Genomic DNA, 17,402 nt, shown 5'->3' with positions numbered 1-17,402 from the left:
CCTTATCCACAGCAAGCGCTGCAAATTTAATTTTTCAGGGCCTCTTGAGGTCGATCTTGTCTGTCCCCATCTGCTCCAGATGGAACAGTTTCACGGCACCACCATTTTGAGCGTGCGCCGCCAGACTCCCGAGGGCGTGCAAGTCGCCATCGGCGGTGATGGTCAGGTCACATTGGGCAATATCGTCATCAAGGGCACGGCGCGCAAGGTGCGCAAGCTCTATCACGGCAAGGTGCTGGCGGGCTTTGCGGGGGCCACCGCAGATGCCTTCACGCTGTTCGAGCGCTTCGAGGCCAAGCTGGAAAAACACCAGGGCAACCTGACTCGTGCCGCGATCGAGCTGACCAAGGAGTGGCGTACCGACCGCGTGCTGCGCAAGCTCGAAGCCATGCTGGCCGTGGCCGATGCGACGACCTCGCTCATCATCACCGGCAATGGCGATGTTCTGGAGCCCGAGCAGGGCATTGTGGCCATCGGCTCCGGCGGTGCCTATGCGCATTCCGCAGCCAAGGCCTTGCTCAACAACACCGAGCTGTCGGCCGAAGATGTGGTGCGCAAATCCCTGGCGATTGCCGGCGAGCTGTGCATCTACACCAATATGAATCACACGATCGAGACGCTGTAAGCACCTCGACTATCCGAATTGATAGCTGTCGGCGCTTTATGGATGGGCGCCGGAGGCATATTTGACTGAGAATTCACATGTCTTCTGCCATGACTCCCCAGGAGATCGTCTCCGAGCTGGACAAGCACATCGTCGGCCAGCATGGTGCCAAGCGCGCGGTGTCGATTGCCTTGCGCAATCGCTGGCGCCGTCAGCAAGTGCCCGAGGGCCTGCGCCAGGAAATCACGCCCAAGAACATTCTGATGATCGGCCCCACGGGCGTGGGCAAGACGGAGATCGCCCGCCGCCTGGCAAAACTCGCCGATGCTCCCTTCATCAAGGTCGAGGCGACCAAGTTCACCGAAGTGGGCTATGTGGGCAAGGATGTGGACGCCATCATCCGCGATCTGGCCGAAGTTGCCGTCAAGCAGACGCGCGAGTCGGACATGAAGAAGATGCGTGCGCGCGCCGAAGATGCTGCCGAGGAGCGCATTCTCGATGTGCTGATCCCGCAGGCCCGCACCGGCGAAGTACCCGCGGACAACACGGCGCGTCAGGTTTTCCGCAAGAAGTTGCGCGAAGGCCAGCTTGACGACAAGGAAATCGAGATCGATATCGCCGAGCAGATGCCTCAGGTGCAGATCATGGGCCCCCAGGGCATGGAAGAGATGGCCGAGCAGCTGCGCGGCATGTTCAGCCATATGGGCCAGGAAAAGCGCAAGACGCGCAAGCTCAAGATCGCCGAGGCCCTGAAGCTGCTGACCGATGAGGAAGCAGCAAAGATGGTCAATGAGGAAGACGTCAAGACCCGCGCCATTGCCAATGCCGAGCAAAACGGCATTGTCTTCATCGACGAAATCGACAAGGTGGCGACGCGCCAAGAAACCAGTGGCTCCGATGTATCGCGTCAGGGTGTGCAGCGCGACCTGCTGCCCTTGGTCGAAGGTACCAGCGTCTCGACCAAGTACGGTGTGGTCAAGACAGACCACATTCTGTTCATCGCTTCGGGTGCTTTTCACCTGTCCAAGCCCAGCGATCTGATTCCCGAGCTGCAGGGGCGCTTTCCCATTCGCGTGGAACTGGAATCTCTGTCGGTACAGGACTTCGAGGCGATTCTGATGCAGACTCACGCCTCCCTGGTCAAGCAATATCAGGCGCTGCTGGCGACCGAAGGCGTGACTCTGGAGTTCAAGCCCGAGGGCATCACGCGTCTGGCAACGATTGCTTTTGACGTCAACGAGAGTACCGAAAACATCGGTGCACGGCGTCTGTCCACAGTGATGGAGCGTCTGCTTGACGAAGTCAGCTTCGATGCGGCCAAGCTTTCGGGGCAGACCGTGGTGATCGATGCAGCCTATGTGGATCAGCGCCTGCAGGTGCTGAGCAAGGATGAGGATCTGTCGCGCTTCATTCTTTGAAGAACCGAGCGCTTGAAGCGAGCTGCCCGCCTGTGCGGGCAGTTTGCGTTTGTAGGAGAAGGTCGAGACTTAAATCAGTTCTTTCCATTGAATTGAATGGTTGCAATTGACGTCTCCTAATGAGAGTCCACTTGCATTGACTTTGCTAAGTGCTTGTAAAGGAAAGGTATTTTCAGAATAAGGCTTTTCTTTTTCTCTCTAAGTGCTTGATTTCATTGCAAATAATTGTTCCTTCGGGTTTGGATTCACCTTAAATTGCTGATACAGTGCAAAAAAGTGCAATTAAGTGGTGAAAGCTGCCCTCGTGCCCATTTTTGGGGAACGAGCGGCTCCAGATGACCGGAGTAACTTGCCGTGTTTCAAGGGGCGTCTTCGCTGAATCTCGATGGAAAGGGTCGGCTCTCAGTGCCGACCCGGCATCGTGACGCCCTTTTGTCCTTGGCGGAGGGGCAGGTCACTTTCACCAAGCATCCCGATGGCTGTCTGTTGCTGTTTCCGCGCCCCGAGTGGCTGCAGTTTCGCGAACGCGTCGCGCAACTGCCGATCACGGCTCAGTGGTGGAAACGGATTTTTCTGGGCAATGCCATGGATGCGGAGATGGATGCAACCGGTCGGCTGCTGATTTCGCCCGAGTTGCGTGAGGCCACAGGTCTGACCAAAGAGGTCTTGATGCTGGGCATGGGGGCGCATTTCGAGGTCTGGGACAAGGCCACTTATGAAATGCGCGAAGCGGAAGCGCGCCAGCAACCGATGCCGGCGGCTTTCCAGGATTTTGTTTTGTAGGAAGTGCTTGTGAATCAGCCGTTGCAACATATCACCGTCTTGCTGGACGAGGCCGTGGACGCCCTGCTGGGTGGTGCCGCCAAGCCGCCTGCCGGCCAGTGGGTCGATGCGACGTTCGGTCGAGGCGGTCATTCCCGGCTCATTTTGCAAAGGCTGGGGCCGGACGGGCGCTTGATCGCGTTCGACAAAGACCCGGACGCAATTGCTGAGGCGGCGCGCATCACCGATGCGCGTTTTTCGATTCGGCATGAAGGATTTCGCCATCTTGGCGAACTGCCCGAAGGCAGTGTGCAGGGTGTGTTGATGGACCTGGGGGTGAGCTCGCCCCAGATCGACAACCCGGACCGGGGCTTCAGCTTCCGCTTTGACGGCCCCCTCGACATGCGCATGGACACCACGCGTGGTCAGAGCGTGGCCGAGTGGCTCGAAGATGCGGAAGTGCAGCAGATTGCGGAGGTGATACGTGACTACGGCGAAGAACGGTTTGCTGGCCCCATTGCAAAGGCGATTGTTGCTCGGCGCGAAAGCCAGGGCCCATTACGCACCACTGCCGAGCTGGCCCAACTCGTGGCTGGCGCGGTCAAGACCCGCGAGGCTGGGCAAAACCCGGCAACACGGACCTTCCAGGCTCTTCGGATTTTCATCAATGCCGAACTTCAGGAGCTTGAGCAAGCGCTAGAAGCCAGTCTGCGCGTGCTGGCTCCCGGCGGCCGTCTGGCCGTGATCAGCTTCCATTCGCTGGAAGATCGCATCGTCAAGCAGTTCATTGCCAAGCACTCCAAGGAGGTCTACGACCGCCGTGCACCGTTTGCGCCTCCCACGCCTATGCGTCTGAAGGCGCTGGAGCGCATCAAGCCCAGTGCTGCCGAGGTGGATGCCAATCCCCGTTCGCGTTCTGCCGTAATGCGCGTCGCCGAGCGCACCGAGGTGCCTGCATGATGCATCGCCATGCCGCTCCGAGCATGGCTGCGGGAGGGCTGCCATGCTGCGCATAAACCTGCTGCTGCTGCTGGCGGTCATGACCAGCGCCATCTTTCTGGTGCATACCCAGTATGAGTCGCGTCGCCTGTTCACCGAGCTGGACCGCGCCGAGGCAGAGGCACGTCGGCTGGCGACGGATCAACTGCGCCTGCAGGTGGAAAAGCGTGCCCAGGCCGCGCCTCAGCGCATCGAGACCTTGGCGCGCGAAAAGCTGCAGATGAAGCAGGCTTCTCAGGCCATTACGCAGTACGTGCATGAAACGGCTGCAGGAACTGCGCAATGACACGCAGCGTGCTCTATACCACCAGCCCTTTGCTGGCTTCGAAAACGCCGCTGTGGCGCAGCAAGTTCATCGTGGCTGCGCTGGCGCTGGGTTTTGTGGGCCTGGGTGCGCGTGCAGCCTATGTACAGGTCTTCGGCAATGACTTCTTCAAGCGTCAGGGTCTGGTGCGCTTTGCGCGTACTCTGGAGCTGCCGGCCAATCGTGGCCGTTTGCTGGATCGCAATGGCCTGATTCTTGCGTCCAGCGTGCCGGCGGCCAGTATCTGGGCCATTCCCGAGGACGTGGATCTGAAGGACCCTGAGGTCCAGCAAAAGCTCAAGGAAGTGGCGCGCCTCATGGACATGCCGCTGCGCTCCCTGATGGAGAAGCTGGATGTCGAGGACAAGACCTTTGTCTGGGTAAAGCGTCAGCTGGACTGGGATGTGGGCCAGAAGATCGTGGCGCTCAATATCAAGGGCATCTACAACCGCAAGGAATACAAGCGCCAGTATCCCGAAGGGGAGTCTGCGGCGCATATCGTGGGCTTCACCAATGTGGAAGACCATGGTCAGGAAGGCATGGAGCTGGCGTTCGACAAGGAACTAGCCGGCAAGGCTGGCTCGCGTCGTGTGATCAAGGATCGTCTGGGCCGCGTGGTGGAGGGCGTGGGCGATGAAGTGCCGCCGCAGGATGGGCAAGATATTCAGTTGTCCATCGACAGCAAGGTCCAGTACTACGCCTACCAGAAACTCAAGCAGCAGGTCGAGACCTTCAAGGCCAAGGCAGGCAGCGTGGTGGTCATGGATGCGCACACCGGCGAGCTGCTGGCCCTGGCGAACTATCCGAGCTACGACCCGGGGCATCGCAAGAATCTGACGGGCGAGCAGCTGCGCAACCGCGCGCTGACCGATACCTTCGAGCCGGGTTCGACCATGAAACCCATCACAGTGGCCGCAGCCCTGGAGCTCAAGCGTGTCAAGCCAAGCACCATCATCGATACCGCGCCCGGCCGCTACACGGTGACGGGCTCCACCATCACCGATACGCACAACTACGGCGCGCTGACGGTGGAGGGCGTGATCCAGAAGTCCAGCAACGTGGGCGCGACCAAGGTGGCGCAAAAGCTCTCACCCCAGGAAATGTGGGAGTACTTCAGTGCGCTGGGCTTCGGCCAGAAGCCGCAGATTCAATTCCCGGGCGCGGTCTCGGGTCGTCTGCGTGCCTGGAAGACCTGGAAGCCTATCGAGCAGGCCACCATGTCCTATGGCTATGGCCTGTCGGCCTCGCTGTTCCAGATGGCACGTTCCTACACCGTGTTCTCCAACGACGGCAACGTCATTCCCTCGACGATTCTGAAAACAAGCGAGCCTCCTGTGGGCGTGCGTGTGATCTCCAAGGAAAACGCCGAGGCGGTGCTGCACATGCTGCGTCTTGCTGCAGGCCCAGGCGGTACCGGCCAGAAGGCCCAGGCCGAGGGCTACACCATCGGCGGCAAGTCGGGCACTGCCCGCAAGCAGGTGGGCAAGAGCTATGCCGCTGGCAAGTACCGGGCCTGGTTCACGGGCATTGCTCCCATCGACAAGCCGCGCATCATCGTGGCCGTGATGGTGGACGAGCCGACAGCAGGTTCCTACTACGGCGGCACGGTGGCCGGCCCGGTGTTTGCGGACGTGGTCCAGCAGACATTGCGTTTCATGGGCGTTCAGCCCGACAAGGAAGTCAAGCCTCAGATCGTGGCTGCACCCGCTGAGGAGCCTGTGCTATGAGCACCCCCATTCAAATCCTGAACAATGCAGCCGAGGCCGTTGCCTGGCTGCGCAGCCGCGTGCAGGGTGACCTGCAGACCGATAGCCGCAAGGTCAAGGCCGGCGATGCCTTTGTCGCCTGGCCCGGTGCTGCCACTGATGGCCGAGCCTATGTGGGCAAGGCTCTGGAGCAGGGCGCCGCCGCCGTGCTGGTGGAGGCCGACGGTCTGCAGGCCTTCGATCTGAGCGGCGACAGCATTGCAGCTCTCAAGGGCCTGAAGGCCGCGACGGGACTGATTGCCGACCAATGGTTTGCACATCCCAGTGGCGAGCTCGACGTGCTGGCCGTGACCGGCACCAACGGCAAGACCACCACAGCCTGGTGGCTGGCGCATGCGCTCTCGAAAGTGACGCTGAACACACGCACCGGCTGTGCGCTGGTGGGCACCCTGGGTGTGGGCGTGCCGCCTGCATTGGAGTCGACAGGCATGACCACGCCGGACCCAGTGTTGCTGCAGCGCGCGTTCCGCAGCTACGCCGACCAGGGTCTTGCCGCCTGTGCCATCGAGGCATCGTCCATCGGCATCGTCGAGCACCGTCTGGACGGCAGCAAGATTCGCGTGGCGTTGTTCACCAATTTCACGCAGGACCACCTGGACTACCACGGCAGCATGGATGCCTACTGGCAGGCCAAGGCCCAGCTGTTCGACTGGCCCGGCCTGCCGGCCGCCGTGGTCAATATCGACGATGCGCATGGCGCCAGGCTCTGGGCCAGGCTGCAAGGCCGCGCCATGGATGTGTGGAGCGTCTCCATCCAGGGACCGGCTCGCCTGCAGGCCAAGGACATCGGTCTGGGCGACGAGGGTCTGAGCTTTACCGTGCTGGAAGCCGGTCACAGCCTGCGCATGAATACGCGTCTGGTCGGTCAGTACAACGTCTCCAATCTGCTCGGGGTGCTGGCCACCCTGCGCTGCCTGGGCCTGACGCTGGAGCAGGCCGTACAGGCTTGCGCCGATCTGGAGCCCGTGCCCGGTCGCATGCAGCAGATCGTCAAGCCCGGTCAGCCTCTGGTGGCCGTGGACTATGCCCATACGCCCGATGCGCTGGAAAAAGCCTTGCGCGCGCTGCAGCCTGCCGCGCGGCAGCGCCAGGGCAAGCTGTGGTGCGTGTTCGGCTGCGGCGGCGACCGGGACAACAGCAAGCGTCCGCTGATGGGGCAGGCCGCCCAGGCGCATGCCGACGGCGTTTTCGTCACCAGCGACAACCCGCGCAGTGAAGTGCCCGAAAGCATCATCGACCAGATCCTGGCCGGCATGCAGGCGGGCCAGGCATTGCATGTTCAGGCCGACCGCGCGGCGGCCATTGCCCAAGCCATTGCCCGTGCCGAAGCGCGCGACGTGGTGCTGATTGCCGGCAAGGGACATGAGGACTATCAGGAGACGAAGGGCGTGCGCCATCCGTTCTCCGACATGGCTGAGGCGCAGAAGGCGCTCGCAGCCCGCGAAGGAAAGATTCGGTCATGATGACCCTGGCAAAAGCGCTGGAGCTGATCCAGACGCATATCCCCCAAGCCCGTCTGGTCGGCAACGGCCAGCTGGAGTTGACACGCGTGCACACCGATACGCGCACGTTGCAGAACGGGGACTTGTTCGTGGCCCTGAAGGGCGAGCGTTTTGACGCCCATGATTTTCTGCCTCAGGCGCAGGCCGCCGGTGCTGTGGCGGCCATTGCCAGCCATGGGCTGGAGGCTGCAGGCATGGCCGGCATCGAAGTGCCGGATACGCTGCTGGCACTGGGCGCGTTGGCGCGGGCCTGGCGTGCGCAGTTCGATCTGCCCTTGATTGCCGTGACCGGCAGCAATGGCAAGACCACGGTCACGCAGATGATCGCGTCCATTCTGCGCGCGCATGTGGGCGGGCAGGGCGAGGCAGCACTGGCCACGCGCGGCAATTTCAACAACTCCATAGGCATGCCGCTGAACCTGCTGCGCATGACGGACGCGCATCGCATTGCGGTGCTGGAGATGGGCATGAACCACCCCGGCGAGATTGCCGAGCTGGCTGCCATCGGCCAGCCCACGGTGGCCCTGGTCAACAACGCACAACGTGAACACCAGGAGTTCATGGGCACGGTGGAGGCGGTGGCGCGTGAAAACGGTTCGGTGCTGCGCTTTCTGCCCAAGGACGGAGTGGCCATCTTCCCCGCCGGAGATGAGTACACGCCGCTGTGGACCGAACTGAGCGCTGGCCGCCCCAGCCTGATGTTTGGCGAGGCTGTTGATGGGGCTCAGGTTTTTGCCAGCGATGCGGTCTGGGCCAATGGAGCCTGGAGCTTTGCACTGAACACCCCGCAAGGCGTGGCAGCCGTGCAGCTGCATATTGCCGGCCGCCACAACGTGCGCAACGCACTGGCCGCGGCTGCCTGCGCCCATGCTGCCGGTGTGCCTTTGCCTGCCATTGCACAGGGACTCTCCGGCTTCGAGCCTGTGACGGGCCGCTCGCGCGCGCTGGCCGTGCAGATCAAGGGTCAAGGCGTCACGGTGGTCGACGACACCTATAACGCCAACCCCGACTCGGTTGCCGCCGCCATTGCGGTGCTGGCCGAGCTGCCCGCACCGCAGTTGCTGGTGCTGGGCGACATGGGGGAGGTGGGCGATGACGGCCCGCAGTTCCATGCCGAGGCCGGCGCGCTGGCGCAGCAGGCAGGTATTGCCCATTTCTTTGCTCTGGGTGACCAGAGCGCGTTTGCTGCCTCTGCCTTTGGCAGCGGAGCTAGGCATTTTGATAGCATGTCCGCCCTTGAGCAGGCGGTGTGCGCAGTTTTACCCAAGGTAGGTAGCGTGTTGGTCAAGGGTTCGCGGTTCATGAAGATGGAGCAAGTGGTGCAGAGCATTGAGGCCTGCGCAGACAAGAAGCAGGGCAACTGCGAGGAGGCCGCATGCTGCTGATGCTGGCTCAATGGCTGCAGGGTATCTCGCCGGAGTTCGGCTTTCTGCGCGTCTTCCAGTACCTGACGCTGCGCGCCGTGCTGGCCGCCGTCACCGCCTTGCTGATCGGCCTGTGGATAGGTCCCAAGGCCATCCGCATGCTGACCGCGCTCAAGATCGGCCAGCCCGTGCGCGGCTATGCCATGGAGACCCATCTGGTCAAGAGCGGTACGCCGACCATGGGCGGCGTGCTGATTCTGTTCTCGATTGCCGTATCCACCTTGCTGTGGTTTGACCTGTCCAACCGCTTTGTCTGGATCGTGCTGCTGGTCACGCTGGGCTTTGGCGCGATTGGCTGGGTGGACGACTGGCGCAAGGTCGTCAACAAGGACCCCGAGGGCATGCGCTCGGGCGAGAAGTATTTCTGGCAGTCCGTCATCGGTCTGCTGGCCGCCCTGTATCTGGTGTTCTGCATCTCCGAGAACAGCAATGCCGAGGTCTTCGCGCTGTTCGTCTCCTGGGTACAGTCGGGCTTTTCCATGGACCTGCCGCCCAAGGCCGGCCTGATGGTGCCCTTCTTCAAGGAAGTCAGCTATCCGCTGGGCGTGCTGGGCTTCATCGTCATGACCTATCTGGTCATCGTGGGCGCCAGCAATGCCGTGAACTTGACCGACGGCCTCGATGGCCTGGCCATCATGCCCGTCATCATGGTCGGCACGGCCCTGGGCATCTTCGCCTATGTGACCGGCAACGCCACCTATGCGCGCTACCTGCTGTTCCCCAGCATCCCCGGTACGGGCGAGCTGATGGTGTTCTGCGGCGCCATGGCGGGTGCTGGTCTGGCCTTTCTCTGGTTCAACGCACATCCCGCTCAGGTCTTCATGGGCGACGTGGGCGCGCTGGCGCTGGGCGCTGCTCTGGGAACGATTGCCGTGATCGTGCGCCAGGAAATCGTGCTGGCCGTGATGGGCGGCATCTTTGTGGCGGAAGCCATCTCGGTGATGCTGCAGGTGACTTACTTCAAGTACACCAAAAAGCGCTATGGCGAGGGCCGCCGTCTGCTGAAGATGGCACCGCTGCACCATCACTTCGAGAAGAGTGGCTGGAAGGAGACCCAGGTCGTGATCCGCTTCTGGATCATCACCATGCTGCTGTGCCTGCTGGGCCTGTCCACCCTGAAGCTGAGGTAGTCGCCATGCAAGACGAAGACCTCAAGCTCGATGATCAGGTTCTGCAGCCGGATGCGGTTGTGGATGCTATGCAAACGCAAGCACCTATCGCTGATATGCAAAGCATTTCAGATGGAAATATGTCTGAAATGATTCAGGAGCAAGCGCCAGAAGCTCCTGAAATGCAAGCGCCTGCCATCATCGCCAAGACGCTGGACGCCGAGCCGGTGCCCGATATCTCCACCTTGACGGCAGCCAGGGATGCGGCCGCCTTCGTTGCACAGATTTTTGCCGACCCCAGCATCTCCGATGCGGCCGATGCCGAAGTGACCGAGGTCGAGTCGCAGCCCGAAGCCGAGCTGGAAGCAGTGGTGGAGCTGCCACCTGTCCCCGTGCACTGGCCGCAAGGCGCGGCCCAGCACCTGCAGGGCCAGCGCGTGTTGATTCTGGGTCTGGGCATCTCGGGTATCGCCATGGCACGCTGGTGCGTGCGTGCCGGTGCCGAGGTCACGGTGGCCGACACGCGCGAAGCCCCCCCCTATCTGCCTGCGCTGCAGGCCGAACTGCCCGGCGTGCGCTTTGTTGCCGGCGCATTCACGGCTGCTCTGGTCGATGGCCAGAGCCTGAGTTCCGTCTACCGTTCGCCGGGCCTGAGCCCGGCCAGCGTTGCCTCGGTCTTCGATGCCGCGCGCAGCATCGGCCTGCCCACGGGCGGCGAACTGGATCTGTTTGCCTTTGCGCTCAAGGGCCTGCGCGAGGCCCATGGCTATGCGCCCAAGGTGCTGGGCATCACCGGCACCAACGGCAAGACCACGGTCACCTCGCTGACCGGTCAGTTGCTGGAGCATGGCGGATTGAGCGTGGGCGTGGCCGGCAATATCGGTCCTTCGCTGCTCGACACCCTGTCCGCTCGCATCGATGCCGAGACTCTGCCTCAGGCCTGGGTGCTGGAGTTGTCCAGCTTTCAGCTCGACGACTGCCGCGGATTCGAGCCCACGGCGGCCACGGTGCTCAATATCACCCAGGACCATCTGGACTGGCATGGTGGCATGCAGGCCTATGCCGATGCCAAGGCCCATGTCTTTGGCGAGCAGGCTCTGATGGTCCTCAATCGCGAAGACCCCGTCGTCATGGCCATGCTGCCAGCGCCCGTGGCGGTGCCCGGCAAGCGCGGCAAGACTTTCCAGCGTGCCCATGTCAGCTTTGGCGGCGACATGCCGCGCCGCCCCGGAGACTTCGGTCTGGAGGTGGTCAACGGCATGACCTGGCTGGTGCGCGCCCATGAGGCCGACGAAACCAGCAAGGGCAAGAACGCCGACGATCTGCACATCGTGCGCCTGATGCCCGCCGATGCGCTGCGCATCCGCGGCCGCCACAACGCCATCAATGCACTGTCGGCCCTGGCGCTGGCGACCGGTGCGGGATGCACGCTGGCACCGCTGCTCTACGGCCTGCGCGAATACCGGGGCGAGCCGCACCGTGTGCAGCCCGTGGGCCGGGTGGGCGATGTCGAATACTTTGACGACAGCAAGGGCACGAATGTGGGCGCCACCGTGGCGGCCCTCATGGGCCTGGGGCCGGACCACCGCATCGTGGTGATTCTGGGCGGTCTGGGCAAGGGCCAGGACTTCACGCCGCTGGCCGCTCCCGTCTCGCGCTATGTGCGCGCGGCCGTGCTGATCGGCCAGGATGCGCCGTTGATTCGCGAGGCGCTTGGCGACACCGGCGTGACTCTGCTCGATGCTGCAACCATGCAGGATGCCGTGCAGCAGGCCGCGCGTCTGGCCCATGCCAATGATGCGGTGCTGCTCTCGCCGGCCTGCGCGAGCATGGACATGTTCAAGGACTATGCGGACCGCGCCCACCAGTTTGTGGAAGCGGTGCGTGAGCTGGCGCTTGAAGCCGGCCAGCAACTGGAGGACGGCGCATGACAGCCGCCTTCCTGACCAGCCTCTCCGGCCGCATGCGCTCGTGGTTCCGCAGCGCAGAGGAAAGGCCCATCGACGTGCTGCCTGTGCGCGTAGGCGGGCCGCTGTACGACCGTCCCACCCGTACTCCGGCAAGCGTACTGGGGCTGGATCAGGCATTGATCTGGGTCGTCATCGCCTTGCTGTCCTGGAGTCTGGTCATGGTGTATTCGGCATCGATTGCGATGCCGGACAACCCGCGCTTCGGCAAGATCGAGCCCTATCACTTTCTGCTGCGCCACACCATGTCGATAGGCATGGCCTTTGTGGCCGCGCTGCTGGCCTTCCAGGTGCCCATGAATGTCTGGGAGAAGGTGGCGCGCAAGCTGTTTCTGATCTCCATTGTGTTGCTGGTGGCGGTGCTGATCCCGCATGTGGGCACGGTGGTCAACGGCGCGCGGCGCTGGCTGTCGCTGGGCATCATGAACTTCCAGCCTTCCGAGCTGGCCAAGTTCTCCATCCTGATCTACGCGGCCGATTACATGGTGCGCAAGATGGAGGTCAAGGAGCGCTTCTTCCGCGCCGTGCTGCCCATGGGCTTGGCTGTGGTCGTGGTGGGCGTGCTGCTGCTGGCCGAGCCAGACATGGGGGCCTTCATGGTGATCGTCGTGATCTCCATGGGCATTCTGTTCCTGGGCGGCGTGAATGCGCGCATGTTCTTCATCATCGCACTGCTGGTGGTGCTGGCCTTCGGCATGATCATCGCCACCTCGGAGTGGCGCCGCGAACGTATTTTTGCCTACCTCGATCCCTGGGATGAGAAGCATGCGCTGGGCAAGGGCTACCAGCTCTCGCATGCGCTGATTGCCATCGGGCGGGGCGAGATCTTTGGCGTGGGCCTGGGCCGCAGCGTGGAAAAGCTGCACTGGCTGCCCGAAGCGCATACCGACTTCCTGCTGGCTGTGATCGGCGAAGAATTTGGTCTGGTCGGCCTGCTGCTGATTGCTGCCGTCTTCTTCTGGCTGACCCGCCGCATCATGCTGATCGGCCGTCAGGCCATCGCGCTGGACCGTGTCTTTGCCGGGCTGGTGGCCGAGGGCGTGGCGATCTGGATGGGCTTCCAGGCCTTTATCAACATGGGTGTGAATTTGGGCGCCCTGCCAACCAAAGGCCTGACTCTGCCGTTAATGAGTTTTGGCGGTTCGGCCATTTTGATGAATTTGATTGCGATAGCTGTGGTGCTCAGAGTCGATTACGAAAACAAGCTGCTGATGAAGGGGGGCCACGCATGAGTCTGCTCATCAAGCCAAACAAGCCACGCACGGCACTGGTGATGGCCGGTGGTACCGGAGGTCATATCTTCCCCGGTCTGGCCGTGGCACAGGAGTTGCGTGCGCGCGGCTGGAATGTGCACTGGCTGGGAGCGCCCGGCTCCATGGAGTCGCGCATCGTGCCGCCCCAGGGCTTTGCACTGGAGCTGATCGAATTTGGCGGCGTGCGCGGCAAGGGGCTCAAGACCCTGGTGCAACTGCCGTTCAGGCTGGCGAAGGCCTTCTCGCAGGCGCGTGCCGTGATGAAGCGCGTGCAGCCCGATGTGGTCATCGGCCTGGGCGGGTACCTCACCGTGCCCGGTGGCCTGATGGCTGCGGCTTCGGGCGTGCCCGTGGTGCTGCACGAACAGAACTCCGTGGCCGGCATGGCCAACAAGGTCGTGGCCAAGGTTGCCAAGCGAGTGTTCACGGCTTTCCCCAAGGTATTTGCCAAGGGCGAATGGGTGGGCAATCCGCTGCGTCAAGCGTTTCTGGAGCAGGCCGAGCCCGCCCAGCGCTTTGCCGGTCGCAGCGGCCCGCTCAAGCTGCTGGTGGTGGGCGGCAGTCTGGGAGCCAGGGCGCTCAATGAGATCGTGCCCCAGGCTCTGGCCCTGATGCCTGCCGATCAGCGCCCCGTGGTGTTGCACCAGAGCGGTACGGCCCAGATCGATGCGTTGCGTGCCAACTATCAGGCTGCAGGCGTACAGGCTGAGCTGACTCCCTTCATCGATGACACGGCCAAGGCTTTTGCGGATGCCGATCTCGTCGTCTGCCGTGCCGGTGCCAGCACCGTGACCGAGATCGCCGCTGTAGGGGCGGCAGCGGTCTATGTGCCCTTCCCTGCTGCGGTGGATGACCACCAGACCAGCAATGCCCGCTTCCTCGTGGATGCTGGTGGCGGTTGGTTACAGCCGCAAAGTACTTTGAGCGCCCAAGGGTTGGCGGAAATGCTACAAAATATGCAGCGTGCGACGCTGTTGGAGCGCGCTGAACTCGCGAAGAAAATGCAAAAGACTGATGCCACCGCGAAGGTGGTCGCCGCTTGTGAGGAGTTGGCAGCATGAAACACGCCATTCATCACATTCACTTTGTCGGTATTGGCGGCGCCGGCATGAGCGGTATTGCAGAGGTTCTGCACAACCTGGGTTACGCCATTTCAGGCTCCGACCTGGCCGACAGCGCCACGCTGCGCCGCCTGGCCGGCCTGGGCATCAAGACCTTTGTCGGTCATGCGGCCGAGAACGTTGACGGCAGCGATGCCGTGGTGACATCCACGGCCGTGCAGGGCGACAACCCCGAGGTCCTGGCTGCGCGCGAGAAAAAGATTCCTGTGGTTCCTCGTGCGCTGATGCTCGCCGAGCTGATGCGTTTCAAGCAGGGCATCGCCATTGCCGGCGCGCATGGCAAGACCACCACCACCAGCCTGGTGACCAGTGTGCTGGCTGAAGCCGGTTTGGACCCCACCTTCGTGATCGGCGGCAAGCTCAACAGCGCCGGTGCGAATGCCAAGCTGGGCCAGGGCGACTACATCGTGGTCGAGGCCGACGAGTCCGATGCCTCCTTCCTGAATCTGCTGCCTGTGATGGCCGTCGTCACCAATATCGACGCCGATCACATGGAAACCTACGGCCATGACTTCGGCCGCCTCAAGCAGGCCTTTGTCGATTTCCTGCATCGCATGCCGTTTTACGGGCGCGCCATTCTTTGCGTCGACAGCCCTGCCGTGCGCGAGATCCTGCCCAAGCTGGCGCGTCCGGTCACGACCTACGGCTTTGCCGAAGATGCCCAGGTGCGCGCCGTGAACGTGCGTGCCGAAGCCGGTCGCATGCGCTTTACCGTGCGCCGCCAGAACGGCCAGAGCTACCCCGATCTGGAGGTTGTGCTGAGCCTGCCCGGCGAGCACAACGTGCTCAACGCCCTGTCTGCCGTGGCGGTGGCCATGGAGCTCGAGATTTCCGACGAGGCGCTGCTGCGCGCCTTGGAAGGCTTCAAGGGCGTGGGACGGCGTTTCCAGCGCTATGGCGAACTGCCGGCTGCCAATGGCGGCACGTTCACCGTCATTGACGACTACGGTCATCACCCCGTGGAAATGGCAGCCACGCTGGCTGCGGCACGCGGTGCCTTCCCGGGACAGCGCCTGGTGCTGGCCTTCCAGCCACACCGCTACAGCCGCACACGCGACTGTTTCGAGGACTTCGTGAAAGTCATAGGCAGCGCCGACTCGGTGCTGCTGGCCGAGGTCTATGCCGCGGGCGAGGCACCCATCGTGGCTGCCGACGGTCGATCCTTGGCTCGCGCCTTGCGTGTGGCCGGCAAGGTCGAGCCTGTATTTGTGGAAAACATTGCCGATATGCCGGCAGCCATCGCTGCCAATGCGCAAGCGGGCGATGTATTGCTGTGCATGGGGGCCGGATCGATTGGCGCCGTGCCTGGAAAATTGGTTGAAATGCTTCAGAAACAAGAGCTGGCCGCGCCCGCAGGGAGCGCGCAATGAGCATGTTTGGAACAAATATCGACGTGAAGGCACTGGGCAAGGTCGCCGTGCTTATGGGCGGTCGCTCGTCCGAGCGCGAGGTCTCGCTGATGTCTGGCGCTGGTGTGCTGGCCGCACTGCAGTCCAAGGGTGTCGATGCCCACAAGTTCGACCCTGCCGAACAGGGGCTGGAACAGCTCAAGGTGCAAGGCTTTGACCGCTGCTTCATCGCGCTGCATGGTCGCTACGGTGAGGACGGCACGGTGCAGGGTGCACTGGAGTTGCTGGACATTCCCTATACGGGTTCGGGCGTGATGGCTTCCAGCATCGCCATGGACAAGATCATGACCAAGCGCATCTGGCGCTTTGAAGGCCTGCCCACGCCGGACTGGCGCATGGTCGCCTCGGCCGCTGAAACCCGTGCCGCACTGGAAGCCCTGGGCGCTCCCATGATCGTCAAGCCCGCACGCGACGGCTCCAGCATCGGCCTGACCAAGGTGATGAACGCCGACGAATGCGCCAAGGCCTACGAGCTGGCGGCCCAGTACGACGCAGAAGTGCTGTGCGAGCAGTTCATTGCCGGTGACGAGACCACCTGCCCCGTGCTGGGCACGGGAGCCAAGGCCGCTGCGCTGCCGGTGATCCGAATCGTTGCGCCCGAAGGCAACTACGACTACCAGAACAAGTACTTCACGGATACCACGCAGTACCACTGCCCTAGCGGCCTGCCGGCTGCCGAGGAGGCCGAGATCCAGCGCATTGTGGAAAAAGCCTTCCGCACGCTGGGCTGCCGTGGCTGGGCGCGTGCCGACATCATGATTCGCGCCAGCGACCGCAAGCCTTTCTTGCTGGAGATCAATACCTCTCCCGGCATGACGGGGCATTCTCTCGTCCCCATGGCTGCGCGCGCTTCCGGCGTGAGCTACGAAAACCTGTGCCTTGGCATTCTGGCCATGAGCACGCTGGATGGAGAAGCGGAGCAGCCATGAACCGCAACCAGCCCACAGCCGTCGTTCCGTTCGACGTCAAGCTCATGAACATCACTGCCACGGTGATGTTCATGGGCTGCTTGACGGCGTGCGTGATGGCCGTGGGGTGGTGGTTGATGCGAACTCCGGCCTTCAATATCGGTCGCATCGTGGTGGAAGGCGAGCTGGTGCATAACAACGCCGTGACGCTGCGCGCCAATGTGGCGCCAGTGCTCAAAGGCAACTTCTTCACAGTGGACCTGAAGGCGGCCCAGCATGCATTCGAGCAAGTGCCCTGGGTGCAGGAGGCGCAGGTGCGCCGCGAATATCCGAACGGCTTGCGCGTTGCGCTCAAGGAGCATGTGGCCGAAGCCTTCTGGGGGGCTGAGACCGGTACCGGTCTGGTCAACAAGGCCGGCGAAGTGTTTGAAGCCAATCTGGGCGAACTGGACCGCGAAGGTCTGCCGCGTCTGCAAGGCCCCGAGGGCTCGGCACCGCGTGTTCTGCAGATGTATCGAGCGCTGGAGCCGGCCTTGAAGCCGCTCGATGTGGCGCTGGACAGCCTGACTCTGGATGCGCGTGGCAGTTGGACGCTGGTGCTGGACAACGATGCGCTGCTGGAACTGGGCGGCGGCACGACCGAAGACATCTTGCAGCGCGTGCAGCGCTTTGTGCGCACGCTGCCTCAGATCACCTCTCAATACAAGCGCTCGGCTGCGGCACTGGAGTCTGCAGACCTGCGTTACGAAGACGGCTATGCCTTGCGACTCAAGGGCGTGACCACTGGAACCTCCGCGCCGGCAACTGCTGCCAGGGCCAGACGATAAGCGGGAGCAGGGGAACAGACATGCAAGGC

Annotated in this window: 15 protein-coding genes; all 15 read left to right on the top strand. The window is 62.7% G+C overall.

The window, feature by feature from the left end; genetic code table 11:
* Positions 1–79 precede the first annotated feature (79 nt).
* Positions 80–625, top strand: coding sequence for an ATP-dependent protease subunit HslV (gene hslV / locus FSY45_RS04265; RefSeq protein WP_003051248.1), 546 nt, complete (start codon positions 80–82; stop codon positions 623–625).
* A 77-nt stretch (positions 626–702) separates the two neighbouring features.
* Positions 703–2,022, top strand: a complete 1,320-nt coding sequence (gene hslU, locus FSY45_RS04260; protein WP_003051251.1) for an ATP-dependent protease ATPase subunit HslU — start codon at positions 703–705, stop codon at positions 2,020–2,022.
* A gap of 354 nt (positions 2,023–2,376) precedes the next feature.
* Complete coding sequence (mraZ, locus tag FSY45_RS04255; RefSeq protein WP_003051254.1) at positions 2,377–2,805, top strand: division/cell wall cluster transcriptional repressor MraZ; 429 nt, start codon at positions 2,377–2,379, stop codon at positions 2,803–2,805.
* A 9-nt stretch (positions 2,806–2,814) separates the two neighbouring features.
* On the top strand, positions 2,815–3,744 hold the full coding sequence (gene rsmH, locus FSY45_RS04250) for a 16S rRNA (cytosine(1402)-N(4))-methyltransferase RsmH (protein WP_039050001.1): 930 nt from the start codon (positions 2,815–2,817) through the stop codon (positions 3,742–3,744).
* Between the two features lie 43 nt (positions 3,745–3,787).
* Complete coding sequence (ftsL, locus tag FSY45_RS04245; RefSeq protein WP_003068998.1) at positions 3,788–4,069, top strand: cell division protein FtsL; 282 nt, start codon at positions 3,788–3,790, stop codon at positions 4,067–4,069.
* Positions 4,066–5,814: a penicillin-binding protein 2 gene (locus FSY45_RS04240; protein WP_046460592.1), complete on the top strand. Its 1,749-nt coding sequence runs from the start codon at positions 4,066–4,068 to the stop codon at positions 5,812–5,814. The genes ftsL and FSY45_RS04240 overlap by 4 nt, the downstream gene beginning before the upstream one ends.
* Positions 5,811–7,316, top strand: a complete 1,506-nt coding sequence (locus FSY45_RS04235; RefSeq protein WP_003068991.1) for a UDP-N-acetylmuramoyl-L-alanyl-D-glutamate--2,6-diaminopimelate ligase — start codon at positions 5,811–5,813, stop codon at positions 7,314–7,316. The genes FSY45_RS04240 and FSY45_RS04235 overlap by 4 nt, the downstream gene beginning before the upstream one ends.
* Positions 7,313–8,740 (top strand): UDP-N-acetylmuramoyl-tripeptide--D-alanyl-D-alanine ligase, encoded by a 1,428-nt coding sequence (murF, locus tag FSY45_RS04230; RefSeq protein WP_046460593.1) that lies wholly within the window; start codon positions 7,313–7,315, stop codon positions 8,738–8,740. Before FSY45_RS04235 ends, murF begins: the two co-directional genes overlap by 4 nt.
* Positions 8,731–9,909, top strand: a complete 1,179-nt coding sequence (gene mraY, locus FSY45_RS04225; RefSeq protein ID WP_003068985.1) for a phospho-N-acetylmuramoyl-pentapeptide-transferase — start codon at positions 8,731–8,733, stop codon at positions 9,907–9,909. The genes murF and mraY overlap by 10 nt, the downstream gene beginning before the upstream one ends.
* 5 nt (positions 9,910–9,914) lie before the next feature.
* A complete protein-coding gene (murD, locus tag FSY45_RS04220; RefSeq protein WP_046460594.1) occupies positions 9,915–11,819 on the top strand; it encodes a UDP-N-acetylmuramoyl-L-alanine--D-glutamate ligase in 1,905 nt (634 codons plus the stop codon).
* On the top strand, positions 11,816–13,087 hold the full coding sequence (gene ftsW, locus FSY45_RS04215) for a putative lipid II flippase FtsW (RefSeq protein ID WP_012839829.1): 1,272 nt from the start codon (positions 11,816–11,818) through the stop codon (positions 13,085–13,087). The genes murD and ftsW overlap by 4 nt, the downstream gene beginning before the upstream one ends.
* Positions 13,084–14,169, top strand: a complete 1,086-nt coding sequence (murG, locus tag FSY45_RS04210) for an undecaprenyldiphospho-muramoylpentapeptide beta-N-acetylglucosaminyltransferase (protein WP_003068977.1) — start codon at positions 13,084–13,086, stop codon at positions 14,167–14,169. The genes ftsW and murG overlap by 4 nt, the downstream gene beginning before the upstream one ends.
* Positions 14,166–15,599 carry a UDP-N-acetylmuramate--L-alanine ligase gene (gene murC / locus FSY45_RS04205; RefSeq protein ID WP_003068975.1) on the top strand — a complete coding sequence of 478 codons (1,434 nt, stop codon included), beginning with the start codon at positions 14,166–14,168 and terminating at the stop codon, positions 15,597–15,599. Before murG ends, murC begins: the two co-directional genes overlap by 4 nt.
* Positions 15,596–16,567 (top strand): D-alanine--D-alanine ligase, encoded by a 972-nt coding sequence (locus tag FSY45_RS04200; RefSeq protein ID WP_003068971.1) that lies wholly within the window; start codon positions 15,596–15,598, stop codon positions 16,565–16,567. The genes murC and FSY45_RS04200 overlap by 4 nt, the downstream gene beginning before the upstream one ends.
* Positions 16,564–17,373, top strand: coding sequence for a cell division protein FtsQ/DivIB (locus FSY45_RS04195; RefSeq protein WP_003068968.1), 810 nt, complete (start codon positions 16,564–16,566; stop codon positions 17,371–17,373). The genes FSY45_RS04200 and FSY45_RS04195 overlap by 4 nt, the downstream gene beginning before the upstream one ends.
* The last annotated feature ends 29 nt before the right edge of the window (positions 17,374–17,402 follow it).

Origin of the sequence: Comamonas sp. Z1, assembly GCF_008121555.1 — a bacterium.
GTDB lineage: Bacteria > Pseudomonadota > Gammaproteobacteria > Burkholderiales > Burkholderiaceae_C > Comamonas > Comamonas thiooxydans.
Note: the sequence above shows the minus strand (reverse complement) of the source record. Positions and strands in the feature narration are given on the sequence as shown.

What these genes read in the sequence shown, in the direction of transcription:
- hslV (WP_003051248.1), top strand. Translation starts at nt 80, where the DNA reads ATGGAACAGTTTCACGGCACCACCATTTTGAGCGTGCGCCGCCAGACT.
- hslU (WP_003051251.1), top strand. Translation starts at nt 703, where the DNA reads ATGTCTTCTGCCATGACTCCCCAGGAGATCGTCTCCGAGCTGGACAAG.
- ftsL (WP_003068998.1), top strand. Translation starts at nt 3,788, where the DNA reads ATGCTGCGCATAAACCTGCTGCTGCTGCTGGCGGTCATGACCAGCGCC.
- FSY45_RS04240 (WP_046460592.1), top strand. Translation starts at nt 4,066, where the DNA reads ATGACACGCAGCGTGCTCTATACCACCAGCCCTTTGCTGGCTTCGAAA.
- FSY45_RS04235 (WP_003068991.1), top strand. Translation starts at nt 5,811, where the DNA reads ATGAGCACCCCCATTCAAATCCTGAACAATGCAGCCGAGGCCGTTGCC.
- murF (WP_046460593.1), top strand. Translation starts at nt 7,313, where the DNA reads ATGATGACCCTGGCAAAAGCGCTGGAGCTGATCCAGACGCATATCCCC.
- mraY (WP_003068985.1), top strand. Translation starts at nt 8,731, where the DNA reads ATGCTGCTGATGCTGGCTCAATGGCTGCAGGGTATCTCGCCGGAGTTC.
- murD (WP_046460594.1), top strand. Translation starts at nt 9,915, where the DNA reads ATGCAAGACGAAGACCTCAAGCTCGATGATCAGGTTCTGCAGCCGGAT.
- ftsW (WP_012839829.1), top strand. Translation starts at nt 11,816, where the DNA reads ATGACAGCCGCCTTCCTGACCAGCCTCTCCGGCCGCATGCGCTCGTGG.
- murG (WP_003068977.1), top strand. Translation starts at nt 13,084, where the DNA reads ATGAGTCTGCTCATCAAGCCAAACAAGCCACGCACGGCACTGGTGATG.
- murC (WP_003068975.1), top strand. Translation starts at nt 14,166, where the DNA reads ATGAAACACGCCATTCATCACATTCACTTTGTCGGTATTGGCGGCGCC.
- FSY45_RS04200 (WP_003068971.1), top strand. Translation starts at nt 15,596, where the DNA reads ATGAGCATGTTTGGAACAAATATCGACGTGAAGGCACTGGGCAAGGTC.
- FSY45_RS04195 (WP_003068968.1), top strand. Translation starts at nt 16,564, where the DNA reads ATGAACCGCAACCAGCCCACAGCCGTCGTTCCGTTCGACGTCAAGCTC.